Here is a 22,946-nt window from a genome sequence, read left to right as displayed (position 1 = left end):
AAGCGAAGCTTGAGAAAATAAGAAAGGGTTGAAACCAATAAACCGCCCCCAAACCCATTTTTTTGAGGGGGGACTACCTCAGGATGAAAAGCATGACACGTTGGACAACCACGCGTATTGATAACCACAGCCTCGCCCGTTTTATCGGTCCCCATCCCTATGTGGTGCTGTCGTGTCACGCTGCTATTCCCGCGCCTCATTTATTTCTTTTTTTACGCCTGATGCGTGAGCTCAATACACTCGGCGCAGATGATTGTGAATTTCACGTCTTTTACATTGATGTTGATGAGAGAACTGGCATTCCTACACCACAGGTGGAAATCATAGGGAGTCAGAGTAAACAGGGCTTATTCGAGGCGTTAGCATCACGTTATGAGAAAAATTACAGGCAGACTTAATTCTTGCCGAGATGATCGGGAGCAAACTGCTTTACTCCCGCGCTATAGTCTTCGATTAAACCGCTTCAGCATTTAATTGCGCCTGATATTCTCTTGCTAACAATGGCAAATCAAGCATGCTATACCTAACATTCGAAGAGACTGGGTAAGTGGAGTAAACAAAATCTATAAATTCATTGAAATACATTTTGCTGGTTTTCTTGATAATCGCATCAAGAATATCAATCTCACCTGAAGCTAAGTGTTGGTCAACGTCGTTGCCATGGTAAGAAATAACAAATTTATCTGAACCATAGACAGTTTCTTCTCGTTCGATAAGAAAATCATCATCAAACTTGGCAATATCAGTAATATTATCAACGTAGGGCCCGTAATGATTGAAAAGCCATTTTATGTCAGTCATTTGGGCGTCATTGATTAAGGACGAATACCAATCAGCCAGATATACTAGCTTGGTTAATCGCGCTTTAGATAACTCACTTTTATGAGGATAGTTAGAACAAAAGTAAGCCATAATTGCTTTTATCTTATTCACTCTTTCCTCCCACAGTCCTTTTCAGTTCGTTAAGTAACTCAAGCTCTATGTCTTGACGATGTGGTGCTCTCGCTGACTTATCTAAACGGATCGCACTCTTAATAAAATCAACCATGTAGCTTTGATATGTTGAACAATAGCTTGTAATTTGATTAACCTTTTGAGAACTAAACGCTTTCTTCCGTTCAGACTCTATGACTATTACCCCGATGGGCTTATCAGCCTCCGAAATAGCAATGGCAACAAAACTACAACTTTTTAGACATAACGCGTCGACTTTTGTTTCATCATAGCCGTAAACTCTGTGCATGTAACTCTTATATTCATCACTGTCTTCACTATAGGGTGTACATTTATCAATATCAACATGGACACCGTGTTGCCAAGCTTTACTAATAACACCTTGGTTTCGAGGGAATTTCTGTCTGTGAACTTCGGCGTATAAGGGATTCTTAGAGTGCCGAGCCAGTAGATAAAATTCTTTGTTCACATAGTAGTAAATGGTCGCACGTTCGTGAGTTTCCAGCTTCAGTTGCCTCGAGCTTCCTTTGAGCCATGTTTCCACCAGTTTAATCTGCAATTCTAATAGTTTATTTTGTAAGTCATTCGTGTCTTCTGAGGCGCTTTCGAGTTTCTGCTCCAGTTCACTTACCTGTGCATTTTCTTCTTTCAACCTCTTATTTTCTTTATCGAGATTAGACAAATCTTCAAATGTGCCTTTCCCCCCATAGAGGATCAATCCAATACCCAAAGTAATGGCATAGCTCCATGGGTTACAGTAAACGGGGTCATATCCCTCATACCCAGCATAAAAAGATGCTGCCACACTTATAATCGCTGAGCCGATGGCAGCAAACGCGATATACCACCATTGCCCTACTTTGACAGAAACATCTTTGATTGTTCTGGAGTTTCCACTAAAGCCAAATCTTAAATTAGATGGGCTTTTGTCGAACTGACGCTGATTTTTGCGATTTTCCTTCATCATTAATACAGAATTGCCTCTCACTAGGTTAAAAGTATCATTTTTAGCTCTCAAGCCGAAGTACAATGAATCCAAAGTTGGAGAATTCGAGAAGCTCAATGAGTATTTTGATAAAAACTACCTCAACGTGCGAAAAGAGAATAGAACCGTCAAATACATCACTTACCCCCTCGAAAAATGTCCTTATTTGCGAAGTTTAGTCATTAAACATAATGTCTTCTTATGCGCCATTAGGCCCAAAATCGCGGTTGGCGGTCCATTTCCCCTGAACGTGTCATTTATCGCACTTTTCTAATCAATTCTCGGGATAAACGAACGCTAACCATCATGGAGTAATCGGCTCGTCAAGAATGCCAGCGCTGCTTGTTGATTGAGATACTGTGACGGCAAGTCCACCGAGCGGGCAATGAAACCGGTAGGCACATGCAGAACTTCTACCCCGACATGGGTGGCAGCCAAGCGGGTGGTTGGCGATGGGATGATCGTAAAGACCAAATCAGCGGCAAACGACGACGGCATCGGCATGTCCTTACTTTCGCATGCGCTCGACCGTCAGGCCGTGGGCCTGGGCGAAGGCTAGGACTTTGCCTTCAGTCGCGACCACATCATGCTGATAGCGACAGCAGAAAGCGATCCAATGTTGTTCCGGTTTGAAGACTGCTCGCACATCATTCAAGCCATGATCAATGCCATATTGAGTGGTATCGATGGGCACAGCCTCATGGGCGTGAAAGTGTTCCTGCGCAAACTGGGTCAGCAGAGGGTGAGGCTCCGTGTCTGCATCCACCTTCCATACATAATTACAATACACTGTCATGGTGTCTCCTTTATGCTGGGTCGAGGGGAAACCTCACTGACCCGGATACGTTGCACGATCACGTGTGCCGCACGCCACTTTGCCAGCTCGCTGTCCAATAACACCCGTTGTAATGAGCGCACGCAGCCCTCTTTGAGTGGATGCAGTATCGAGATCTCCCCATTTGAGGCCGTCCAATGATAGCTACTTTCTTTCGTGTGGATAGGTACAGCACCTTGTCTTGCGCAGTGAACGCTAATCGAATTGTCATTGAAGAACGTCACGAGACAAACCTGGATAGCGTCATTGTCAGCGGTTAGTGTGTAAAGTAGCCAGCCATCGGGGTAAGTGAGCATGTCATACTATCGTGTCAGTGGTATCTCTCTTTACGCTAGTATAAGGTAAGGATTAGATCAATAGTCTTTTATAAACAATGAGTTAGTATCACTTTGATACTAACTCCCGCACGGGCTGTGGTCTGCTGCTATGTGCTTGTAATTACGCTAGAACTTCACATAGATTCGGATAATCGGCTGGTCAATAGGCCCATTTTGAGGTCACGACTGACGCGTTGTAAGAGGAGAGAGAAGGTGGAACCACAAGAGCATGGTGTGATCGGGACGGTGTTGTGTTTGCAGGTGCGACCGTTGTATCAAGATGAATTTGAGTCTCGCCAAGGGATGACCATGCATTACAAACCGTTGTTCTGCCGCGTGTTGTTATCGAAGGCATTGCTCGATGCCTTTTCTCACGTGCGCGAACTGCTAGACTCTCATAAATTACTCGATGCCAGTGTGGCTGTGCAGGACATTGTATGGTTTTTTGATCACACACAGCGTTATCACATGGAGATAGCAAGCACACTGCATGTGACTGCGAATACTGTTTACTTCACAGGTCGGTTACCGGGACAACAATCAGCCTTCTTTCGTTCTTCATCGGTATTACATCATGACCTTATCGGCCCACCGCATGCGCTTAAGCCGATTTTGCCTACTGCCTTGAACGGAGAGCGGGCGCAATCGTTGATCTCGCAAATAAAGGCGAACGAGATTTTGCTGCATGAGACCTATGAGGCACAGAGTTCGAAAGATGCATTGTTCGAGGCACTGTATGACGTACATAGTAAACCTGTACTACATGATCCAGAAGCCATGACGAGCATGTTGACGACACTCTCTGAGCAGGAAGCGCTGTTAACGCAAAGGGTGAGCGAGTTAGAAGATGAAATCCAGCGTCTATCAACATTACTTCTGAGAGACTGCTTAGGTGTATCACTGGGTGACTGGATCTATTGTGATACCGGGGCATATTTGGGACGCCCGATCAAGTTAGTGATCAACCGGGTCGACTATTATCAGGGACGGTTACAATTATCCGGCACGCTGATCACCAAGAAGAATGAACGGGGTAAAAGGGAGGAATGCATTGTGCTGGAGATCAGTGCCGATGAACATTGAATATAAGATGAGAGCTCTGCGTCGAGCCAAGAAGAAACGGCCGATGTTGGTTTACCACTCGCGCCAGGTAGGAGGCATTGATGTCCCAGCGAGCCAGGCAGACAACGTCTTCAAGCTAATAAAAACGCTCTTCAAACAATTCAAAATGGCTGGATTTGACATCCAAATTAGCCACTGGGGAGAGATTTTTATCGTGGAGCCGACAACCTACATCCCGATAACTGTATCAGTGAATTTAACCCACGACGATAAGGCATTGGCGACGCTTAAACAGGCGATGGATGCAGGCGTAACACTGAAACATTGCCCGGCTCCGGCATTATTATTATCTTTTCGGGCGTTGCGTCGTGGCACCCGATATCGTCGCTACCCGATTGAGCAGGCAAAGGGGGCTGAAACAGAGTGGAGCCTTACCTGTGTTGAGCGCATTAAAGATGCCGTAATGGGCTTAACGCGCAATATTCCCAGTGAGCCTTATGAACAATACTTGTCTATCACCAGTGAGGACGTCGTTTGCTTGATTAACTACGGGGCACAAGTCTTCGGGCCGCATGCCCAACTTGGTCATTTAGCCAGGAGTAAGGCGTTACGTCTGTACAAAACGATTGTACTCGAACAAAACAAGCTCATCATCGAAGGCTATGGACTGCACAAAGATGTGTTTTATCTCGATAAACGAAGTCAGTCCTTTTTAGCGAAGTACATTAGTCAAGATGAGCGCTTAGTCCTAGAAAACTGAAGCAATGTTGTCTGGGAACCATCATTAAGTTTGATGAGCTCTAACCGCGGGCCGTTTCTAAGCGCCCCATCTTGTTGGAATAGGCTTAGACTGCTGGGGCAAATATGAACCAGCTAATACCGTTGAAGCCTCCATCGTATTCGAAAAGTAGCGCGTCAGGAATATTGATCGCCGCTGCTATTTCGGCTGGCGTCAGTGACTCAGGATTAGCAACGTTTTGTCGGTTAAGCACGTCTAGGATACGTTCTGAGATATATCCTTCCCCTTCACTTTCAAAGTATGTGTATAACACAGTGTCATCTGCTTCAATATTAGTAAGTTCTTCTTCACCGTAAATACAAGCGCCTGAAAAGGGGGAGTACAAGTTTATATCTTGTGTTTTCAGTTTGATAAAAGCCAATGGTTTGCCCTAAAGAAAATGTAAAACCGATTTATAACACAGGCTTTCCGTCAAAATTGTATGAATCACTTACTTCCACGTGCAAGTGAATAAAGTTTGGGCGCGAGTGATTAATGAGTGAGCACCTGAGGCTTATTTACAATTTGCTATTAGGTTAGTTTCTTTACAGTATTAATATTGCTCATTACAAGGAGGAAGCAGTATGGAAATACTTTCGAATATTTCTGGAACACATCATGAGCGTATCAAAACGCTAATTCAACAAGGAGGCGACCGGCTTCTTATTACGTCTCCTTTTTTGGCATCAGATATGTTGGGTTTCTTGGATGGATTTGATTTTCATTCCTTAAAAAGTGTTGAGTTCGTCACGACTTTCAAACCACAAGATCCTGAACAGCTTACCAAACCTAAACAATTGCTCGACATTCACGAATATTTCAGCGCAAATCACCCAACCGTGAAAGTAAAGATCCATGTGGATAACAGTCTCCATGGTAAAACTTATGTGCTGACAAATCAGAATGAGCACAGCGCAATCATCACGTCTGCTAATTTTACTAATAATGGGTTGAAAAATAACCATGAGTGGGGTGTGTCTCTATCTCATTCAGAGCAACTAGACAATCTGGTTGATGAGATTTTTGATGCTATAGAATATAGAGAGCTGACCGTCACACAGCTAAGAAAAGCCTTGCAATTTGCAGAGCAATATCAATCGCAAAAAGCATGGAAAGTGAACATACCTGAGGCCAATATCGACATTCTTCCAATCGTCTATTCTTCAGAAGCTACTTCTGACAAAGAGCCGCTTTATTTTTTGAAACCAATCGGGACAAGTGACTATCCAGTTTTGCTGGAAGAGCGAACTGACTATTCCGACCTACATCAGAACCTGCATTTTTCCAAGAAGAAGCCGAAAGGAGTGACTAAAGGTGATGTAGTGATTACGACAGGCGTCGGGTGTGGGGCACTATTAAGCTACTTCAAAGTTACAGGAAGCTTATTTTATGTCACTGATGAAGAAGTCGCTAACGAGCCCTGGAAAGAACGTTGGCCGTGGTATATGGAAGGTCAGAATCGAAGCCCTCATTTTGGTGCCACTTGGTGGAAGCATAATATCAAGCGTAAAGATGCACTAGAGGAGTTCCGTCAACGCTATCCTAAGACACCGGTAACGAGCTCTGGCAACTTTTCTTTGGGAACGCTAAATTTTGGCAATGATAAGGTTCAGATAACCAAAGAGTTTGGCGAATTTCTTATAAGTAAAATAGAAAACTGCATAGAATAGATTTCAGCCATCAGAAGTGAATAAGAAGGAGAATCAAGTTTATGGAGACGGCACAGCTTTCTGATACCTTTTGGGGTGATAAACTTTATCAACAACGTGCTCGTGAAGCTCTACCACTGTTAGTGCGACAAGCAATTGTCGGGGAAACAATCTTTTATTCTCAGCTGGCTTTCGAAATGAATATGGCTAACGCGAGAAACTTAAACTTTGTATTGGGCTGTATTGGCAATACCCTAATTAAATTAGGGAAAACGCATGATTTAGAAATACCGCCGATACAATGTCTAGTGGTCAATAAAGATACGGGAATGCCGGGTGAAGGTGTTGGTTTATTTATCTCTGGAGGTGATTTTCGTGCATTAAATACAAAACAGAAGAAGGTTGTTGTTCAAAGCCAACTAGCCAAAATATATGCATTTCCGGATTGGTTCCAAATTTTAAAGTTACTAGGTTTGCGGGTCCCGGAATTTCTTGAAATACCCTTAACGAATATCAGAAACGGGGGCGGTGAAGGGGAACGTCACAAAGCGTTAAAGCGATACGTGGCTGAAAATCCAACTATCATTGGTTTGTCGCACGCTTGGCCTGTAGGCCGAGAAGAGTTTTTTCTACCATCGGGGGACTCAGTTGATGTGATGTTCACTTGGAAAAAGCAACTCGTTGCGGTGGAGGTTAAATCTAAGATTTCGAATACCGAGGATTTAATCCGAGGAATGTTTCAATGCATAAAATATCAGTCGGTAACAGAAGCGATGCTCAGCGTCCAAGGTCAGCCGCAAAATGTACGAACAATTTTGGTACTCGAGTCAAAATTGCCTCCCAGTCTCAGAAAGGTTCAGCACATGTTGGGAATCGAGATTATAGATGACGTTGGACTACCTTAAAGTTCGTTTAAATACGTCTTCGTTTTAATTTGAGATTTGAGCAAGTTTTTAAGGCTGTTCCAAGGCAGCTACGTAGCAGCTTTGCCTTCGTTTTGGTTAGCTTCATTCACGTTTTAAACCACCTGCCCTGCTGCCCAGCCGCTGCTCCAAGCCCACTGAAAGTTAAAGCCGCCGAGCCAGCCGGTAACGTCAACCACTTCACCTATGAAGTAAAGGCCTTCGACGTTCTTGGCCATCATGGTTTTTGACGAAAGTTCGTTGGTGTCTACGCCGCCAATGGTGACTTCCGCTGTTCGATAGCCTTCAGTGCCGTTTGGCTTTATTTGCCAATTTTCTAGCGTGTCAGCAATAGCATCGCATTCGCCGTGGGTGAGCTGTTTTACCGGAACATTGCGCCAGTTATGATATTCGATAAAGCTTTGCACCATGCGCTTAGGGAATACTTTATTTAAACACGTAGCAAGTAAGGCATCGGGGGTTTCAGTGCGCGCTGTTTGCAAAAGCGCCGTGGCGTCGTCATTGGGTAGCGTATTGATGCTTAAGCTGTCACCCGCCTCCCAATAACTTGAAATTTGCAGCATAGCAGGGCCGCTTAACCCACGGTGGGTAAACAACATTGCCTCTTTAAACGTAGTGTCGTTGCAGCTGGCATATACATCAACTGCGATACCGCTAAGCTCTGCCAGTGTGTCTTTGTCTTTATCGTGTAAGGTAAAGGGCACAAGTGCGGCCCGTGTGGGTAACACGTTGAGGCCAAATTGCTCGGCAATTTTGTAACCAAATGGCGTCGCCCCCAGCTTTGGCATACTTAAACCACCGGTCGCGATAACTAAAGACTCACAGCTATATTCGCCGTTCGAAGTAGTTAGTAAGTACCCACCTTCAACCTTTTCTACGCTTGTAATTTCACAGCGAGTAGTTATGGTAACGCCTGCTTTTTTACATTCGTTAAGCAATAAATCGACGATATCTTTGGCGCTGTCATCACAAAACAATTGGCCTAAGGTTTTTTCGTGATAGGCAATACCATGCTCGGCAACCAAACCTATAAAGTCCCACTGGGTATAGCGGCTTAATGCCGACTTACAAAAATGTGGGTTTTGCGAAAGGAAGTTTTCTGGCCCCGCGTACATATTAGTGAAATTGCAGCGCCCACCGCCAGACATAAGGATCTTACGGCCAACTTTTTTGGCATGGTCAAGTACTTCTACACTGCGACCTCGCGCGCCTGCCTGTGCCGCGCAGAACAGCCCTGCTGCACCTGCTCCAATAACAATAACATCGCGCTTAATCACTCTGTATTCACCTTACATCAAGCTAAAAATACTCACGCCCATTCAAGCGTAGGTTAAGAGTTCGGGATTATACGTAATAAGCCTTGCTGCACAACGCAAAGCCTAATCTTACTGTAAATTTAATCTAATTCTTTAGTAGAAAATTATGGGTTTTAATACTTTTTAACAATACTAAAAGATTTTTAATTCACCTATAACTACGCACCAGAATTGAGGTGCAACTCAATTTGAACGAACAAACAAACGAACAAAACAAGCAGTAACTACTTCACAAATTACAGAGGATTGTATCCATGGAAGAGTTCTTAGCATCACTCGATATTAACGAGTACCTGCCTGCAGCATTAGCTTGGGCAACGAACATATTACTTGCTTTGGCAATTTTAATAATTGGCTTATGGGTAGCGAGTAAGGTGTATAACGCTATTGTCGCTATTGCTAATAGCCACCCTCAACTTGATGACACACTATTTAAGTTTTTTGGTAGCGTAGCACGCTATACCATTCTTGCTTTTGTTGGCATAGCGGTACTTAATCGCTTTGGCGTTCAAACAGCATCTATTATTGCTCTGTTAGGTGCTGCCGGTCTTGCTATTGGTTTAGCACTCCAAGGCACGCTTTCCAACTTGGCTGCAGGTGTTATGTTGCTTATCTTCCGCCCCTATAAAGTTAATGACTTTGTCGATGCGGCGGGCAAGTTCGGTAAAGTAACTGAAATCGACTTATTTACTACTATTTTGCAAACCTTCGATAATAAGCAAATCATTATTCCAAATAGCCAAATTTGGGGTGAGCAAATTGTTAACCACTCTCACCATGAAATTCGCGGTGTAGATATGACCTTTGGTATTGCCTACAACGAAAACATTGATGCCGCTCGTGCTGTTATCGATAAAGTGTTGGCAGACCACCCGCACATACTTAAAGACCCAGCACCATTTGTTGAGGTATCTACCCTTAACGATAGTTCAGTCGACTTTATTGTGCGTCCATTCTGTCACGGCGAGCATTACTTCGACATCCTGTTCTCAGTGCCAGAGCAGATTAAGAAAGCGCTAGATGAAGCTAACATTGAAATTCCGTTCCCTCACCGTAAAGTGATTGTGGTAAACGAAAACGCATAGCGCGCAGGTAAAAAATAACGTCCTAGTAAGCAAAAGGGCAGCCGATTGGCTGCCCTTTTTATGTTCTGATTTTAAGTCAGCTAAAAACGAATTACGCTCTATCTTTTTTAGGAAACACGGCCAAAGGGTGCGTAGTAATTAACTGAACAAACGCACGAGTATTTGGCTTAATGGCATTCTCGTGACTTACGCGCACTTTCAGTTCATCACCGCTATCTAGCACAACAGCATAAAGGCGGCTTTCGCCCTCATAACGCACCCACTTCACCGTACAGTTAGTTTTGCTATGGGCTGCATCTAAACTTAAATCATCAGGGCGTACGAGCAAATCTACATTGCCGTTAGCACCTTGAAGCGGTGTGCCTGGCACCTTGCCGATTTCTGTCACGACCGTTTTGTCTGTATTTACTTCATTAGCATCAAATGAGGCACTTAAGAAGCTTGCCTCGCCCATAAACCGCGCTACAAAGCGGCTTGCTGGCGAAGAATAACAGGCTTCAGGGGTGTCTAATTGCTCCAACACACCTTTATTTAATATGCCCACTCTATCACCAACACTTAACGCTTCCTCTTGGTCATGGGTTACCCAAATTGCGGGCACGCCGGCCTTTTTAAGCGCGTCGCGAATTTCCCAACGCAAGCTGTCTTTTAACGCTGCATCTAAGTTTGAAAGGGGTTCGTCTAGCAGTACAAAAGAAGGTTCATGCGCTAGGGTACGGGCTAGCGCAACACGCTGCTTCTGCCCGCCTGAAAGACGTGCAGGTTTAGCATCGCGGAAATTATCTAGACCTAACAGTTTCAGCCAATGATCGGCAAGCTTAGTGTCTTTTAAACGAAAACATACGTTTTGCTGAACGGTAAGATGGGGGAATAGCGCAAAATCTTGGAACACCATGCCAACGTTACGCTTTTCAGGTGGCACGTGTTTGTTTGCTGTACTTTCCCAATTACCTAGGCTCATAGCGCCTTCTGAAATAGGGATAAGCCCTGCCAATGCCTGCAAAATAGTAGTTTTACCGCAGCCAGTTGGCCCCACCAACATCAGGATTTCGTCTTGCCCAAGCTCAAGATTTAACTTGTCGACAACGCGGGTAGACCCATAATTCACTGACAAATTACTTACACTAAGCATTACGAACGATCATCCTCGGTAACAGTAAACTGGGCTTTTCTTTCGCCCGACAGCATGAGAACCAGTCCCACGCCAGATAATAAAACCAGTAGAAGCCCTGGTACGGCAGCGCGGCCAAAATAACCCGCTTCGTACACACGCCACATGTAAGTGGCTAAGGTTTCAAAGCCTGTAGGCCCCAACATTAATGTAGCGGGCAGTTCACGCATGGCTTCCAAAAACACTAATGCAGCCCCTGCAATCATACCACGAAGGGTTAAGGGCAGCGTAACTCGTATAAAGGCCTCTCTTGGGCTAGCGCCAAGTACGCGTGCAGCTTTCACTAGGCCCGAATCTATATTCTCGGCGGTACTTCTAACACTTCCCACCGCTAAAGGAATAAAACGCAGCACATAGGCCATAACCAATAAACTTAAGGTTTGATACAACGCAGGCAAGTACTTAAGGCCCACGTACACCAGCGCTGTTCCCATAACTATACCTGGTACACCAAAGCCGAAATAAGTAATACGCTCCATAAAGCGACCAGCTTTGCCTGCAATAGCCGCGTGAGCAACCGGAATGGCAAGCAGCACGGCTACAATAGCGGCGATAAAAGAGGCATGTGCTGAATTCCATGCATAGCTTAATTCAAAGCCACCTGTGCCCTCTCGCACTAACCACAGCGTGAAAATAGCTAGGGGAAGTACAATAGCCATAAATACAACAGGCATGGTCGCAAGCAACATTAGGTTGCGCTGCCAGCGTGCAGGAAATAAGGATAAGTGCTTTCCTGGGCGTTCTTGCGCCCCACCTATTCGGCTTTCTATAAACAGAATAAGCCCAACAATGACCATAAGCTGCAGGCTAAGCATGGCTGCCTGGCTTAAACCAAAAGCGTTGTATTCAACAAAGATAACGCGAGTAAAGGTGTCAAAGCCCATTATTGCGGGTGTGCCAAAATCAGATAACGCGTAAAGCGCAGCAAGGAGTGCCCCCGCAGCAACGCTGTTTACTACGCGCGGTAGCACCACACGCCATAAGCTAGCACCTAACGACAGACCTAGCGTACGCGCCGCGTTAACCAAGCTGGCATCTAAACTCAGCAAGCTTGAACGGGTTGTCATCATCACAAAAGGATAGGTGTATAGGCTCATGACCAGAGCCGAGCCCCACAAACCGCTAATTGGCGGCGTGCTAATACCTAAAACGTTCTCTATCTCTCCGCCAATACCAAATGAGAAGTACATGGCGAATGCGCCAATATAACTAGGCAACGCCAGTGGCGCAGCCAATAAGATAAGCCAGAAGCGCTTAAATGGCATTTGCACATAGGCAGTTAAAAAAGCAAGGGGGACACCTATAAGCACCGAACCAATGATAGTAAGCACTACCAATGAAATAGTATTGCCTAGTACACGAAGGTTATGGGTATCGAAAAGCTGGGCACTGTCTTGAGCTAAAGAAAATAAAACGCCGACGGGCAATAAAGCCATCAGCGCAATAAGTAGTGCCAGTGGATACGACTTTGGCCAGTTTGTCACAGTACGCCAACTTCCCTCATAAGGTTAAGTGTTGGGCGTAAATCAGCCAGTTTACGAAGGTCCATTTCGGGTGGCGATAGCGTACTTAGTTCCGCTAAGCCTTGTGGTGGTTCAACTCCTTGAACCAAAGGTATTTCGTATGCTTCGCGAGCAAGATAAGACTGCACTTCGTGCGACAGCAGATATCGAATAAAGTTAACCGGCAAATCACCGTCGCTCAACGCAACGATACCTGATGCGTTAACTAAGCAGCCTGCATCACCTTTGCTATAAGCAAGGGCCACATTCGCGTTTGGCTTACCTGATTTAAGTCGAAGGGTGTAGTAGTGATTTGCAAAGCCAATATCTACTTCGCCACGTTCAACGCCCATCACTACACCGAGTTCGCCAGCGTACTTTTTCGAGTGCTTATTAATGCCTTTAAGCCACGCTTTGGTCGCTTTATCGCCTTCCAAAATACGCATAGCGGTAACAAAAGACTGGAACGACGAATAAGCCGGCGCCCAGCCAATTTTTAAATCGCTATCGGCTAACGCCATTACGCTTTCTGGGATTTGTTCGGGCTTAACACGCTCGGTGTTATACGGCAGTGTGCGCACACGACCTGTTACCGGTGACCAGCTCGGGTATTGAAAATCTTCGCGAAGCTGTGAACGTAAATCATCAGGCAGCGACTTTGCAGCGCCTGCGTCAGTCACAACGCCAATAGACCCTGTATCTACAGCCCAAAACAAATCAGCGCGTTTCACGCCCGCTTTTGTTTCAGCAACAATGGTGTTTGCCAATGCTGCTGACCCGCCGCGCCGAACCTTCAGGTTCAGCTTGGGATTGCGCTTTTCAATTGCTTTTAGAACATTTTCGTACAGACCGCCTTCACCACGCCCTAAATAAAGGGTGAGATCGCCTTCTAATTTAGGCAAAGACTCTACTGACACGCTGCCAGTTTGGGTCATAGCGTGGGCAAAACTAAACGGCAAGCCAGTTAACGCACCAGCTGCGGCTAGCCCTTGCAAAAATGTTCTACGTTGCATACCCCTTCCTTAAAATACGTCTTTACGACTTTTCTCTACTTCAACTAACAGTGTACGAGCGCGATCAAGTTTAGCCTGCATAGATTCTACAACTTTGCGTACCGCATCTACGCCATTATCTTTCGAAATAGCTTGCGGAAGCGTTACGTTAAAATCTTTTTCTAGGTCTTCAACCAAGGCTGCGTCTTTCGCAATCAAGTCACCCTCTACACCTTCAAAACGTTGAAGATAGGTGTCGTGCACTAGTGTTGTTGCAACCTCGTGAAGCTGCTCTGCATATTTAGCAACAACGCGATCAAGACGTGTTTTAATATCGTCGATAACTGCAGGGCCTGTGGTAGGTTCTTTCTCAGTGGTTTGAACTTTTCCAACCAGACCTTTCTTCTGATATTGAGACGCAAGTTTAACTGCGCCTAGCGCCTGCCACAAGGCATGATTTAGCTTCTCTTGTTCTACGCGCACATCAGCAATAGGCTTACCTTCATCAATAGCTACCTTTACACCATAAATACCTTGCCAAATAGAGGCATAAATAGGCACGTATTGGGTTTCAATGGCAGAGTGAAAGTCTACTTCTTCCCAGTACTCGATTAGCGCGTCTGTTTTAAGCGATTTATCTTTTGCTTCATACGCATCAACAACACTGCCAAACTTACTTTCTAACCAATGTACTTCTTCGGTGTACTCACCAATATGTGCATGTAAATTGTTTACGTGATCACCAATTGCACCGTTTGCAAGCGCATATGAAGAAAACATCGAGAAAGTAACGGCCGAAGCCAGTACTAAGGCGCTTATTTTTTTCAGTGTTATTGTCATAATTTTTTCCTAAAACGTTTGTCTTTTCGCGCAAATGATACTTATTATCATTAAGCAAGTAAAGGTAACTAAACGAGGCTACACGCTAAGTAACGCAGTGCATCGGCCTTACGTTAGCCTTTAGTTTCTCTACGTTTTTGATCCACAATAATGCAGGTTAAATGATTAACCCTCGCTGAACATATTGATATTCAACGCAATTAGCAAACTGCTAGATCATAGTTGCGTTACATTTTAATGAAAATGACCGCCAAGTATACGCATATCTAAATTAATGAATATTCACAAAAAACTAAACGAAAAAAGCCCGCAACCTCTGTTGCGGGCTCTCAGTATTTACAGCGCCTTTCGTGAAATTAAAGGCTATCTAACATGGTTTGGGCATCGCTTACGTCAAAACGACCAGGGTCTTCAACGTTTAGCTTTTTAACTTCGCCATCTTCTACAAGCATAGAATAACGTAGTGAACGTAAACCGCCGAAATTGCCCGTGCTCATGTCTAGGCCAATTTGCTTGGTAAAGAAACCATTACCATCGGCCAGCATAGTGATTTCTTCGGCATTATTCGCTTTGCCCCACGCGTCCATTACAAATGCATCATTAACACTTAAACAAATAATGCTATCAATACCTTTGGCTTTAAGCTTATCAGCAAGCGCTACATAGCCTGGCAAATGCGCTTGAGAACAGGTCGGTGTGAATGCACCGGGTACCGCAAACAATACAACGCGCTTATCTGAAAACAACTCGTTAGTTCCTGGGTTGGTTATCTCGCCATTTACTAAAAGGCTAAAATCTACTTCAGGCAAAGTGCCCCCAACTTGTATCATGCTACTCTCCTAGATTTTTTTGACACAAATACACATCAAATCTGTGCTTTTTGCTTTCAATAGCCATTGATGCTTTTATTCCTGCCAGCACGTCTGCACTGTTTGGGCGTTTTACCACTACCCGGTGCGTGGCTAGCTCTAGTGCTGGCGGTAACAGCGCATCTGCGTCTGGGTCATGACCAAGCAGTTGCTGAAACAGCCGCATTTCCTTTTTCACCAAGGCTGACTTCTTTTTATGTGGGAACATGGGATCTAGATAAATAGCGTTCACATTCTCACCAGTGAAGTATTGCATTACCTCAGCGCTATTTCCATGTTGAAGCGACATTTTAGCTGCAAGTTCTGGAAAACTAAGTGCTAATCTGCGAATACCGTCTTCAAGTAAGGCGGCAACCACAGGCGAGCGTTCAATCATAGTGACTTTGCAGCCCACGCTAACCAACACAAAGGCATCACGCCCAAGTCCTGGCGTTGCATCTACCACATGCCACGCTTCATTACCTTTAAGGCCAATGGCTTTAACAATAGGCTCTTTGCGCCCACCGCCGTGCTGTTTACGGTACAAACTAGCTGGCGAAGCAAAATCTACCTCTACCGGGTTTACTTTTTTCTCGCCTGCGTCAGCAAGGCCCAACACACCATTTTGTACCTGTAAGTACAAGCCTTCGACAGGCTTTTCACTGCTACTAACAACAGGAAAACCCCATTTTTCGCTAATTGCGCTAATTAGCCTAGCGTCTTCGCTATTTGCGTTAGCGCTGACGCCGTTATCGCAATCAATCAAAGGCACACTCTTAAGCATGACCGTATTGCTCCTTATGCCCTATCCATCTATTAATGATGGCTTGGGCGTGAGACGGGTATTTATCCCAAAGGGTATAGGCAATTTCTTGAACTTTTGGAATAAGTGCAGCATCGCGAACCAAATCTGCTATTTTAAGCTCTGCCATTCCGGTTTGTTTCGTCCCCATAAATTCACCTGGGCCACGAATTTCTAAATCGCGCTGTGCAATATAAAATCCGTCATTAGACTCTCGCAATACGCCTAGTCGCTGAGTAGCGGTTTTCGATAGCGGGCTTTGGTACATAAGTACACACTGACTTTCTACCGCCCCCCTACCAACTCGGCCTCTAAGTTGGTGAAGCTGTGCTAACCCCAATCGTTCTGGATTTTCAATAATCATAATACTGGCGTTAGGTACGTCTACGCCAACTTCAATAACCGTAGTCGCTACTAGTAAATCCAGTTTACCGTCTTTAAAGTCGGCCATAACCTGCGCTTTTTCAGCGGGCTTTAACCGCCCGTGTACCAAACCAACTTGTAAGTCTGGCAATGCGGTACGCAGGGTAACTGCGGCATCTTCAGCGGCCTGACACTCCAATACTTCCGACTCATCAATAAGCGTACATACCCAATAAGCCTGTCTGCCATTATCTTTACAAGCCTGACGCACGCGTTCTATCACATCGGCCCTGCGCGTGTCTGGTAGCACAACGGTTTGTACCGGCGTTCTGCCCGGTGGCAATTCGTCTATGACCGAGGTATCTAGGTCGGCATAGGCTGTCATGGCCAGCGTTCTTGGAATAGGCGTTGCCGTCATGATCAACTGGTGAGGGTAGCGACCTTGCTGTTCGCCCTTATCTCGAAGGGCCAAGCGCTGATGCACGCCAAAACGGTGCTGCTCATCTACGATAACCAGTGCTAGCTGCTGGTAGTTCACACTTTCCTGGAAAATAGCGTGAGTACCCACCAACATTTGAATATCGCCAGCTTCTAAGCGCACCATAACTTCATTACGGGCTTTACCCTTAAGTTTTCCTGCTAGCCAGCCTACTTCAATACCCAGTGGTTCTAACCAGCCACGAAAGTTGTTCGCGTGTTGTTCAGCCAATAGCTCAGTGGGGGCCATTAACGCCACCTGGTGGCCAGCCCCAATGGCTGATAGTGCAGCCAATGCCGCAACTAGGGTTTTGCCCGACCCTACATCGCCTTGTACAAGGCGCATCATAGGCCGCGCATGCTGCATATCTTTTTGTATATCTTCGACTACCCTTGCTTGCGCGCCGGTAGGTGAAAACGGCAGCTGAGCGAGCATTTTATCGATAAGCGGCTGATTTACACTAATTGGAATACCGGGCTGTGCGTCAGATAGCTTGCGTACTTTCAACACACTTAGGTGGTGTGACAATAACTCTTCCAAAATTAACCTATACTGAGCAGGGTGCAGCCCCTCTTCCATTTCGTGTACGTCTACATCTGGTGGCGGGCGATGCACCAAATGAAGCGCTTCATTAAGGCTAATTTGGTCATCGTAAATGCCGTCGGGCAGTAGGTCGGCCAGCGCGCCTTTATCTAGAAGTTTTAAGGCCTGGTCGGTTAGATTACGTAGGGTTAACTGCTTAACACCGTCTGTGGTGGGGTAAACTGGTGTCAATGATTCTTCTGTAGGTGGCGCGTCTTCATCCACTAGCTTAAATTCGGGGTGCATCATTTCAATGCCCCACTTGCCAGTACGTACTTCACCGAAACAGCGCACCGTGTTTCCCGGCGTCATAATTGAACGCTGCACGGCACCAAAATGGAAAAATCTAAGGGTTATAGTACCTGTGCCATCACTTAGCTTTACCACCAGCATGCGTTTTTTGCCGTACTGAATGTCGGCGCTCATCACCTCGCCCTGCACGCTTACATGGGTAAACGGTCGGCACTCAGCCACGCTGTAAATACGGGTTCTGTCTTCGTAGCGATGAGGAAGGTGAAACAGTATATCTTGAAGGGTAAACAAGCCTATTTTATTAAGTTTTTCTGCCACCTTTGCGCCCACGCCTTTAAGCGCAGTTATGGGTGTAGTGGCCAGTGCTTGCATCAAGCGACATCCTTCTTTTGAAACATAAATGACTTAACCTTTGAAAAGGCACAAGCTGGTGTTATTCAACATGTTATAGGAAAAGAAGTGTAAAGGATTGTTGAGGGGTTGGCGAGTACGCTTTAGGCCAGTTTTTTACGCTGGCCTATACAAAAGTGACAGTAAAAGCAAAACTCGTACATTAGTTCTTAGTCGGCTTCTAGCGCGCTAGCTTCTGCTTTAGTAATTTGCATTTCTCGCCACCAGCTATCGTCAGCATCCACTTCACCTATAGCGTTAATAGCAGGCAGTGGCAAACCTTTGCGCTGGCATAGTTTGTACAAGCGAGGATAACCGTTTTGAAATGCCAAAGCCTGACACTCTTCTTCCGGCAACTGCTGTGTATTGTACATACCCGCAATAGTGCGTTGGCGCTGTGCTTCATAAAGAACCAAAGCTGCGGCTACCGATACATTTAGCGATTGCACCATGCCCATCATGGGAATAACGATGTCTTGATCGGCAATGGCTTTCGCCTCATCAGAAGCACCATACTTTTCCTGACCAAACAAAATTGCGGTAGGTTTGGTGTAATCGACATCACGAAAATCTACCGCGGTGTCAGATAAATGGGTAACCAACACCTGCATGCCTTGGCCTTTTAACTCAGCCATCGCATCGCTAATACCATCGTGGTTGGTTTGACGCACCCATTGCTGGCTGCCCATAGCCGTACCACGGCGAAACTGGTATTTCTTTTCCCACACGGTGTGAACGCGATGAATGCCTACTGCGTCACAAGTTCTTACTATTGCCGAAACATTATGAGGCTTGTGCACATTTTCAAGGCATACCGTTAAATCGGTTTGTCTTTTTTCCAACACATCTCTAATGCGCTGGTAACGCTCAGGTGACATGGCTTACTCCGGCAATTCCATTACACCATCAATTTCAATTTGTGCACCTTTAGGCAATGCAGACACCTGAACGGCAGCGCGCGCTGGGTAAGGCTTATTGAAGTAACGGCTCATAATTTCATTAACCGTTGCAAAGTGACCTAGGTCAATAAGAAAGATGTTCACTTTCACTAAGTCGTTTGTGGTGCCGCCAGCAGCGTCACACACCGCTTTGATGTTTTCAAAAACTTGTACCGCCTGGGCTTCAAAGTCATCAGAAACCATTTCCATTGTTTCAGCAACAAGTGGAATTTGACCCGAAAGATAAACAGTAGTACCAGCTTTTACCGCTTGGCTGTAAGTACCAATAGCAGCAGGTGCCTTATCGGTCTGAATAATAGACTTAGACATAGTAGTTCCTAAATTTTGTAGTAATTAGTGTCGTGATTGACTATGACGAGACACTTTTTGAACTTCCGGCATGGTGCGAATCTTCTTCATTACGCGCGCCAAGTGCACACGGTTGTGCGTGGTAAGTTCTAGGTCGATAAAGTAGATATTACTCTCTTTTTCTTCAGTTTGCAGACCAATGATGTTGGAATCGCACCCTGAAATAGTGTTCGTTAATGTTGCCAGCGTGCCCTGATGGTTTATCAGTTCTATACGCAGAGACGCTTTGAACTCACCTTGCGGATTGTCGTCCCATTGCATAGGCAAGACGCGCTGCGGCTCTTCACGGGTAAGCTTACGAATATTGTTACAGCCAATTTGGTGAATGGTCATACCGCGGCCGGGGCTCAATACCGCTACAATTTCATCGTCAGGAATGGGGTGGCAACAGCGAGAATAGTGAACAAGAAGCCCTTCTGTGCCGCGAATAGCTACATTACCTTTCTTATCTGATAAGTCTGTTGTGCTCTCACCTAATAAACGGCGCGCTACAATTGCACTTAGCTCGTTACCAAGGCCAATATCTACTAACAAATCATCAAAATTAGCGTGCTTGGTTTCGGCCACCACACGTTCGATATCTTCGTTTGGAATATCGTCTAGTTTTACGCTACCTAAGGCATGACGCAGTAGACGGTTACCCATGTTCACCGCTTCTTGAGAATGCTGCTTACGCAGATACTGGCGAATTCGGGTACGCGCGCGGGCACTCACTACAAAGTTTAGCCAGTTCGCATTCGGCTTCGCTTTCGGCGAGGTAATAATTTCCACGGTTTGACCGTTTTCAAGGGGCTTACTTAAGCTGAAGTTTCTGCGCTCAACCCGCACACCTACACAGGTATTACCTACATCAGAGTGTACCGCGTAGGCAAAGTCCACAGCGGTTGCGCCCATTGGCAGTTCAATGATTCGGCCATCTGGGGTGAATACATAAATTTCGTCAGGAAACAGGTCAGTCTTAACCGACTCGATAAATTCAAACGATGAACTGGCCGATTGTTGTAGCTCGAGCAAGCTTTGCATCCACTTGCGCGCACGTAGCTGTGCAGTAGTGCCGTTATCACCAGGCTCTTTATAAAGCCAGTGGGCCGCTACCCCTTTATCCGCCATTTGGTCCATTTCCTGAGTACGAATTTGAATTTCAACAGGAATACCATGAGGACCAATTAATGACGTGTGCAACGACTGATAGCCGTTAGTACGAGGTATAGCGATATAATCTTTAAAGCGGTTTTCAATTGGCTTGTATAAACCATGCATAGCGCCAAGCGCGCGATAGCAGCTGTCCACCGATTTAACGACTATACGAAAAGCATAGATATCCATTACCTCGTTGAACATGAGTTCTTTATTTTTCATTTTTCGGTAAATGGAATACAGGTGCTTCTCGCGGCCTAATACATCAGATTCTATCTCGTAGGCATCAAGGCGCGTGTTAAGCTCTTCGCGAATATTTTCGATGATTTCTTTACGATTGCCACGTGCCTGACGCACGGCAGATTTCAATGCGCGATGACGCATGGGGTACATGGCCTGGAAACCTAAGTCTTCAAGCTCATTTTTAATATCGTGAATACCCAAACGGTGGGCAATAGGTGCATATATTTCTAGCGTTTCGCGAGCTATGCGACGGCGCTTATCTGGTCGAAGCGAGCCCAGCGTGCGCATATTGTGCGTGCGGTCGGCAAGTTTAATAAGAATAACCCTGATGTCTTGCACCATGGCCATCATCATTTTGCGGAAGTTTTCCGCTTGCGCTTCTTGTTTAGTGCTAAAGGCAAGCTTATCTAGCTTACTAACCCCTTCTACCAATTCGGCAACGGTCTCACCAAACGCTTCAGCTAAATCTTCTTTGCTGTAATGGGTATCTTCAATAACATCGTGAAGAAGCGCCGCCATAATCGTTTCGTGATCAAGGTGCATGTCGGCAAGAATACCCGCAACCGCGACAGGGTGAGTAATGTACGGGTCGCCACTTGAGCGCATTTGTCCATCGTGCGCTTCTTGGGCTAGCACAAAAGATTCCTGGACCAGCTGTACGCGCTCTGCTGGCAAATACTCTAAAACTTTCTGCTTTAAACCTTCAAACAAATACACAGTGAAGCGTGACCCTTATCTAACGTTACAACCCTAAGAATACGTTTAATTGTGCAATAAGCCAATACACCAAAAGTAAAGCGCCAGTGCTTTTTTCAAAGCACTGGCGCCAAAATATCGATAAAACCGTTAAAAAGAGGTCTTATTGATCAGATAGAATATTTGCTACTGATGCAAATTCAGCGTGTTCTTGCTGCTCTTGTGCTTGAAGTTCTGCTTGTTCAAGTGTCGATGCAGTTACAAGACCTTCTTCGATTTCACGAAGTGCTGTAACAGTTGGCTTGTCGTTTTGAACGTCAACCATAGGATCTTTGCCTTCAGTGGCAATTTGACGTGCACGGCGTGCAGCAACAAGCACTAGGTCAAAGCGGTTACCAATTTTATCTACGGCATCTTCTACAGTTACGCGAGCCATGTATTTCTCCGAAAATTAGGTTGAGCAAGTTATTCAAAAAACGGCCGCGTAGTATACACAGATACGTAGCGCGATCCTAGCATTTTGTTTGAATTTGAAGCAGTCAGATCGTACGAAATATGCAGCGATCGCTGTAAATTAAAACAAAACACTTATTGTTTGGTTAAGCTTACGCGCTACCGAGCAGTTCGTCCAATAGCACTTGATGACGCATCTGCTGTTTTACTGTACGCAAACGCTGCGCTGTCACAATGGCTTCTAAGTCACTCAATGCAGTCGCAAAATCATCGTTAATGATCACGCTATCAAATTCACTAAAGTGAGACATCTCTGCTACTGCTTGTGCCATACGCCCTGCAATCACTTCTTCACTGTCTTGGCCGCGGTTATTTAAACGCTGCTCTAATACATCGAGTGACGGTGGAAGAATGAAAATACCACATGTGTCTGGCATAAGCTTTTTGACTTGGCGAGCGCCCTGCCAATCAATATCTAAAAACACATCAATACCACGATGCAATGTTTGCTCGATAGTCACACGAGATGTGCCGTAATAATTGCCAAACACTTCCGCATACTCAAAGAATACACCCTGTTCGATAAGCGCTTCAAACTGCTCTCGGCTTACAAAATGATAATGTACTCCGTCTACTTCACCCGGACGCGGTTGACGCGTGGTATGAGATACAGACACCTGCATAGGCGTGGCTGCATTGCCTTCATACTTTTCCATTAGTGCCTTGATAAGGCTTGATTTTCCTGCTCCTGAAGGAGCAGCAAGAATAAATAAATTGCCGAGTAGTGAAGCCATAGGATATTAAAATTCTATCAAAATGTGGTTATTTCAAGTGGCAATGATAGCATATGAAGCCATTGCGCCGTAACTGCGATTATCTGGTTTATCCATTGATGGTGCATACTCTTTAGTCGCAGACCGGTGTTAGCAAAATAAATAACAATAATAATTTTCTAAAGATGATGGTGGTAGAAAAAGTACTCTGAC

The 22,946-nt window shown here is 45.3% G+C and carries 23 protein-coding genes; 6 read left to right on the top strand and 17 right to left on the bottom strand.

Features of this window, described 5'->3' with window-relative positions; genetic code table 11:
• Nucleotides 1-92 precede the first annotated feature (92 nt).
• Nucleotides 93-398, top strand: coding sequence for a hypothetical protein (locus ACYTPF_RS13790; RefSeq protein WP_461852616.1), 306 nt, complete (start codon nt 93-95; stop codon nt 396-398).
• Nucleotides 399-453: 55 nt separating this feature from the next.
• On the opposite strand, the gene ACYTPF_RS13785 is transcribed toward ACYTPF_RS13790, so the two are convergent.
• The 3 genes from ACYTPF_RS13785 to ACYTPF_RS13775 all read right to left on the bottom strand — a co-directional run bounded on the left by ACYTPF_RS13785 (nt 454) and on the right by ACYTPF_RS13775 (nt 2,735).
• A complete protein-coding gene (locus tag ACYTPF_RS13785; protein ID WP_461852734.1) occupies nt 454-912 on the bottom strand; it encodes a Panacea domain-containing protein in 459 nt (152 codons plus the stop codon).
• Between the two features lie 13 nt (nt 913-925).
• A complete protein-coding gene (locus ACYTPF_RS13780) occupies nt 926-1,921 on the bottom strand; it encodes a hypothetical protein (protein WP_461852615.1) in 996 nt (331 codons plus the stop codon).
• Between the two features lie 526 nt (nt 1,922-2,447).
• Nucleotides 2,448-2,735 carry a hypothetical protein gene (locus ACYTPF_RS13775; RefSeq protein ID WP_461852614.1) on the bottom strand — a complete coding sequence of 96 codons (288 nt, stop codon included), beginning with the start codon at nt 2,733-2,735 and terminating at the stop codon, nt 2,448-2,450.
• Nucleotides 2,736-3,304: 569 nt separating this feature from the next.
• Between ACYTPF_RS13775 and ACYTPF_RS13770 the strand changes: the two genes are divergently transcribed.
• Nucleotides 3,305-4,174, top strand: a complete 870-nt coding sequence (locus ACYTPF_RS13770) for a hypothetical protein (protein ID WP_461852613.1) — start codon at nt 3,305-3,307, stop codon at nt 4,172-4,174.
• Complete coding sequence (locus tag ACYTPF_RS13765; protein WP_461852612.1) at nt 4,164-4,913, top strand: hypothetical protein; 750 nt, start codon at nt 4,164-4,166, stop codon at nt 4,911-4,913. The genes ACYTPF_RS13770 and ACYTPF_RS13765 overlap by 11 nt, the downstream gene beginning before the upstream one ends.
• Before the next feature lie 85 nt (nt 4,914-4,998).
• Here ACYTPF_RS13765 and ACYTPF_RS13760 read toward each other — a convergent pair whose 3' ends face one another.
• A complete protein-coding gene (locus ACYTPF_RS13760; RefSeq protein WP_461852611.1) occupies nt 4,999-5,313 on the bottom strand; it encodes a hypothetical protein in 315 nt (104 codons plus the stop codon).
• 202 nt (nt 5,314-5,515) lie between these two features.
• Between ACYTPF_RS13760 and ACYTPF_RS13755 the strand changes: the two genes are divergently transcribed.
• A complete protein-coding gene (locus ACYTPF_RS13755) occupies nt 5,516-6,601 on the top strand; it encodes a phospholipase D-like domain-containing protein (RefSeq protein WP_461852610.1) in 1,086 nt (361 codons plus the stop codon).
• Between the two features lie 41 nt (nt 6,602-6,642).
• A complete protein-coding gene (locus ACYTPF_RS13750) occupies nt 6,643-7,485 on the top strand; it encodes a hypothetical protein (protein WP_461852609.1) in 843 nt (280 codons plus the stop codon).
• A gap of 113 nt (nt 7,486-7,598) precedes the next feature.
• On the opposite strand, the gene ACYTPF_RS13745 is transcribed toward ACYTPF_RS13750, so the two are convergent.
• Nucleotides 7,599-8,780, bottom strand: coding sequence for a BaiN/RdsA family NAD(P)/FAD-dependent oxidoreductase (locus tag ACYTPF_RS13745; protein WP_461852608.1), 1,182 nt, complete (start codon nt 8,778-8,780; stop codon nt 7,599-7,601).
• Nucleotides 8,781-9,073: 293 nt separating this feature from the next.
• Here ACYTPF_RS13745 and ACYTPF_RS13740 point away from each other — a divergent pair, with 293 nt between their 5' ends.
• Nucleotides 9,074-9,904, top strand: coding sequence for a mechanosensitive ion channel family protein (locus ACYTPF_RS13740; RefSeq protein ID WP_461852607.1), 831 nt, complete (start codon nt 9,074-9,076; stop codon nt 9,902-9,904).
• Between the two features lie 91 nt (nt 9,905-9,995).
• Here ACYTPF_RS13740 and ACYTPF_RS13735 read toward each other — a convergent pair whose 3' ends face one another.
• From ACYTPF_RS13735 to gmk, 12 genes are all read right to left on the bottom strand, one after another.
• A complete protein-coding gene (locus ACYTPF_RS13735; RefSeq protein ID WP_461852606.1) occupies nt 9,996-11,036 on the bottom strand; it encodes an ABC transporter ATP-binding protein in 1,041 nt (346 codons plus the stop codon).
• Nucleotides 11,036-12,559, bottom strand: coding sequence for an ABC transporter permease (locus tag ACYTPF_RS13730; protein WP_179981976.1), 1,524 nt, complete (start codon nt 12,557-12,559; stop codon nt 11,036-11,038). The genes ACYTPF_RS13735 and ACYTPF_RS13730 overlap by 1 nt, the downstream gene beginning before the upstream one ends.
• On the bottom strand, nt 12,556-13,590 hold the full coding sequence (locus ACYTPF_RS13725; protein ID WP_461852605.1) for an extracellular solute-binding protein: 1,035 nt from the start codon (nt 13,588-13,590) through the stop codon (nt 12,556-12,558). Before ACYTPF_RS13725 ends, ACYTPF_RS13730 begins: the two co-directional genes overlap by 4 nt.
• 9 nt (nt 13,591-13,599) lie before the next feature.
• Nucleotides 13,600-14,409 carry a hypothetical protein gene (locus ACYTPF_RS13720; RefSeq protein WP_461852604.1) on the bottom strand — a complete coding sequence of 270 codons (810 nt, stop codon included), beginning with the start codon at nt 14,407-14,409 and terminating at the stop codon, nt 13,600-13,602.
• 356 nt (nt 14,410-14,765) lie between these two features.
• Nucleotides 14,766-15,239, bottom strand: a complete 474-nt coding sequence (locus ACYTPF_RS13715) for a peroxiredoxin (protein ID WP_136783182.1) — start codon at nt 15,237-15,239, stop codon at nt 14,766-14,768.
• 1 nt (nt 15,240) lies between these two features.
• The gene (locus tag ACYTPF_RS13710; protein WP_461852603.1) at nt 15,241-16,041 is read right to left on the bottom strand and encodes a class I SAM-dependent methyltransferase; all 801 of its coding nucleotides are present in this window, start codon (nt 16,039-16,041) and stop codon (nt 15,241-15,243) included.
• Nucleotides 16,034-18,106 (bottom strand): ATP-dependent DNA helicase RecG, encoded by a 2,073-nt coding sequence (gene recG / locus ACYTPF_RS13705; protein ID WP_461852733.1) that lies wholly within the window; start codon nt 18,104-18,106, stop codon nt 16,034-16,036. The genes ACYTPF_RS13710 and recG overlap by 8 nt, the downstream gene beginning before the upstream one ends.
• 188 nt (nt 18,107-18,294) lie before the next feature.
• Nucleotides 18,295-19,002 (bottom strand): tRNA (guanosine(18)-2'-O)-methyltransferase TrmH, encoded by a 708-nt coding sequence (gene trmH / locus ACYTPF_RS13700; protein ID WP_461852602.1) that lies wholly within the window; start codon nt 19,000-19,002, stop codon nt 18,295-18,297.
• Between the two features lie 3 nt (nt 19,003-19,005).
• On the bottom strand, nt 19,006-19,392 hold the full coding sequence (locus ACYTPF_RS13695; RefSeq protein WP_025257011.1) for a RidA family protein: 387 nt from the start codon (nt 19,390-19,392) through the stop codon (nt 19,006-19,008).
• Between the two features lie 24 nt (nt 19,393-19,416).
• A complete protein-coding gene (gene spoT / locus ACYTPF_RS13690; RefSeq protein WP_179981968.1) occupies nt 19,417-21,528 on the bottom strand; it encodes a bifunctional GTP diphosphokinase/guanosine-3',5'-bis pyrophosphate 3'-pyrophosphohydrolase in 2,112 nt (703 codons plus the stop codon).
• Between the two features lie 142 nt (nt 21,529-21,670).
• Entirely contained in the window at nt 21,671-21,943 is a 273-nt protein-coding gene (rpoZ, locus tag ACYTPF_RS13685; protein WP_179981967.1) for a DNA-directed RNA polymerase subunit omega, read from the bottom strand.
• Nucleotides 21,944-22,112: 169 nt separating this feature from the next.
• Complete coding sequence (gene gmk, locus ACYTPF_RS13680) at nt 22,113-22,754, bottom strand: guanylate kinase (protein WP_179981966.1); 642 nt, start codon at nt 22,752-22,754, stop codon at nt 22,113-22,115.
• Nucleotides 22,755-22,946: the final 192 nt, after the last annotated feature.

The organism is Alteromonas sp. HB246098 (assembly GCF_054890645.1).
This window is presented reverse-complemented; position numbering and strand designations above follow the sequence as displayed.

What these genes read in the sequence shown, in the direction of transcription:
- ACYTPF_RS13790 (WP_461852616.1), top strand. Translation starts at nt 93, where the DNA reads ATGACACGTTGGACAACCACGCGTATTGATAACCACAGCCTCGCCCGT.
- ACYTPF_RS13785 (WP_461852734.1), bottom strand. Translation starts at nt 912, where the DNA reads ATGGCTTACTTTTGTTCTAACTATCCTCATAAAAGTGAGTTATCTAAA.
- ACYTPF_RS13780 (WP_461852615.1), bottom strand. Translation starts at nt 1,921, where the DNA reads ATGATGAAGGAAAATCGCAAAAATCAGCGTCAGTTCGACAAAAGCCCA.
- ACYTPF_RS13775 (WP_461852614.1), bottom strand. Translation starts at nt 2,735, where the DNA reads ATGACAGTGTATTGTAATTATGTATGGAAGGTGGATGCAGACACGGAG.
- ACYTPF_RS13765 (WP_461852612.1), top strand. Translation starts at nt 4,164, where the DNA reads ATGAACATTGAATATAAGATGAGAGCTCTGCGTCGAGCCAAGAAGAAA.
- ACYTPF_RS13755 (WP_461852610.1), top strand. Translation starts at nt 5,516, where the DNA reads ATGGAAATACTTTCGAATATTTCTGGAACACATCATGAGCGTATCAAA.
- ACYTPF_RS13750 (WP_461852609.1), top strand. Translation starts at nt 6,643, where the DNA reads ATGGAGACGGCACAGCTTTCTGATACCTTTTGGGGTGATAAACTTTAT.
- ACYTPF_RS13740 (WP_461852607.1), top strand. Translation starts at nt 9,074, where the DNA reads ATGGAAGAGTTCTTAGCATCACTCGATATTAACGAGTACCTGCCTGCA.
- ACYTPF_RS13735 (WP_461852606.1), bottom strand. Translation starts at nt 11,036, where the DNA reads ATGCTTAGTGTAAGTAATTTGTCAGTGAATTATGGGTCTACCCGCGTT.
- ACYTPF_RS13725 (WP_461852605.1), bottom strand. Translation starts at nt 13,590, where the DNA reads ATGCAACGTAGAACATTTTTGCAAGGGCTAGCCGCAGCTGGTGCGTTA.
- ACYTPF_RS13720 (WP_461852604.1), bottom strand. Translation starts at nt 14,409, where the DNA reads ATGACAATAACACTGAAAAAAATAAGCGCCTTAGTACTGGCTTCGGCC.
- ACYTPF_RS13715 (WP_136783182.1), bottom strand. Translation starts at nt 15,239, where the DNA reads ATGATACAAGTTGGGGGCACTTTGCCTGAAGTAGATTTTAGCCTTTTA.
- ACYTPF_RS13710 (WP_461852603.1), bottom strand. Translation starts at nt 16,041, where the DNA reads ATGCTTAAGAGTGTGCCTTTGATTGATTGCGATAACGGCGTCAGCGCT.
- recG (WP_461852733.1), bottom strand. Translation starts at nt 18,106, where the DNA reads ATGCAAGCACTGGCCACTACACCCATAACTGCGCTTAAAGGCGTGGGC.
- trmH (WP_461852602.1), bottom strand. Translation starts at nt 19,002, where the DNA reads ATGTCACCTGAGCGTTACCAGCGCATTAGAGATGTGTTGGAAAAAAGA.
- ACYTPF_RS13695 (WP_025257011.1), bottom strand. Translation starts at nt 19,392, where the DNA reads ATGTCTAAGTCTATTATTCAGACCGATAAGGCACCTGCTGCTATTGGT.
- rpoZ (WP_179981967.1), bottom strand. Translation starts at nt 21,943, where the DNA reads ATGGCTCGCGTAACTGTAGAAGATGCCGTAGATAAAATTGGTAACCGC.
- gmk (WP_179981966.1), bottom strand. Translation starts at nt 22,754, where the DNA reads ATGGCTTCACTACTCGGCAATTTATTTATTCTTGCTGCTCCTTCAGGA.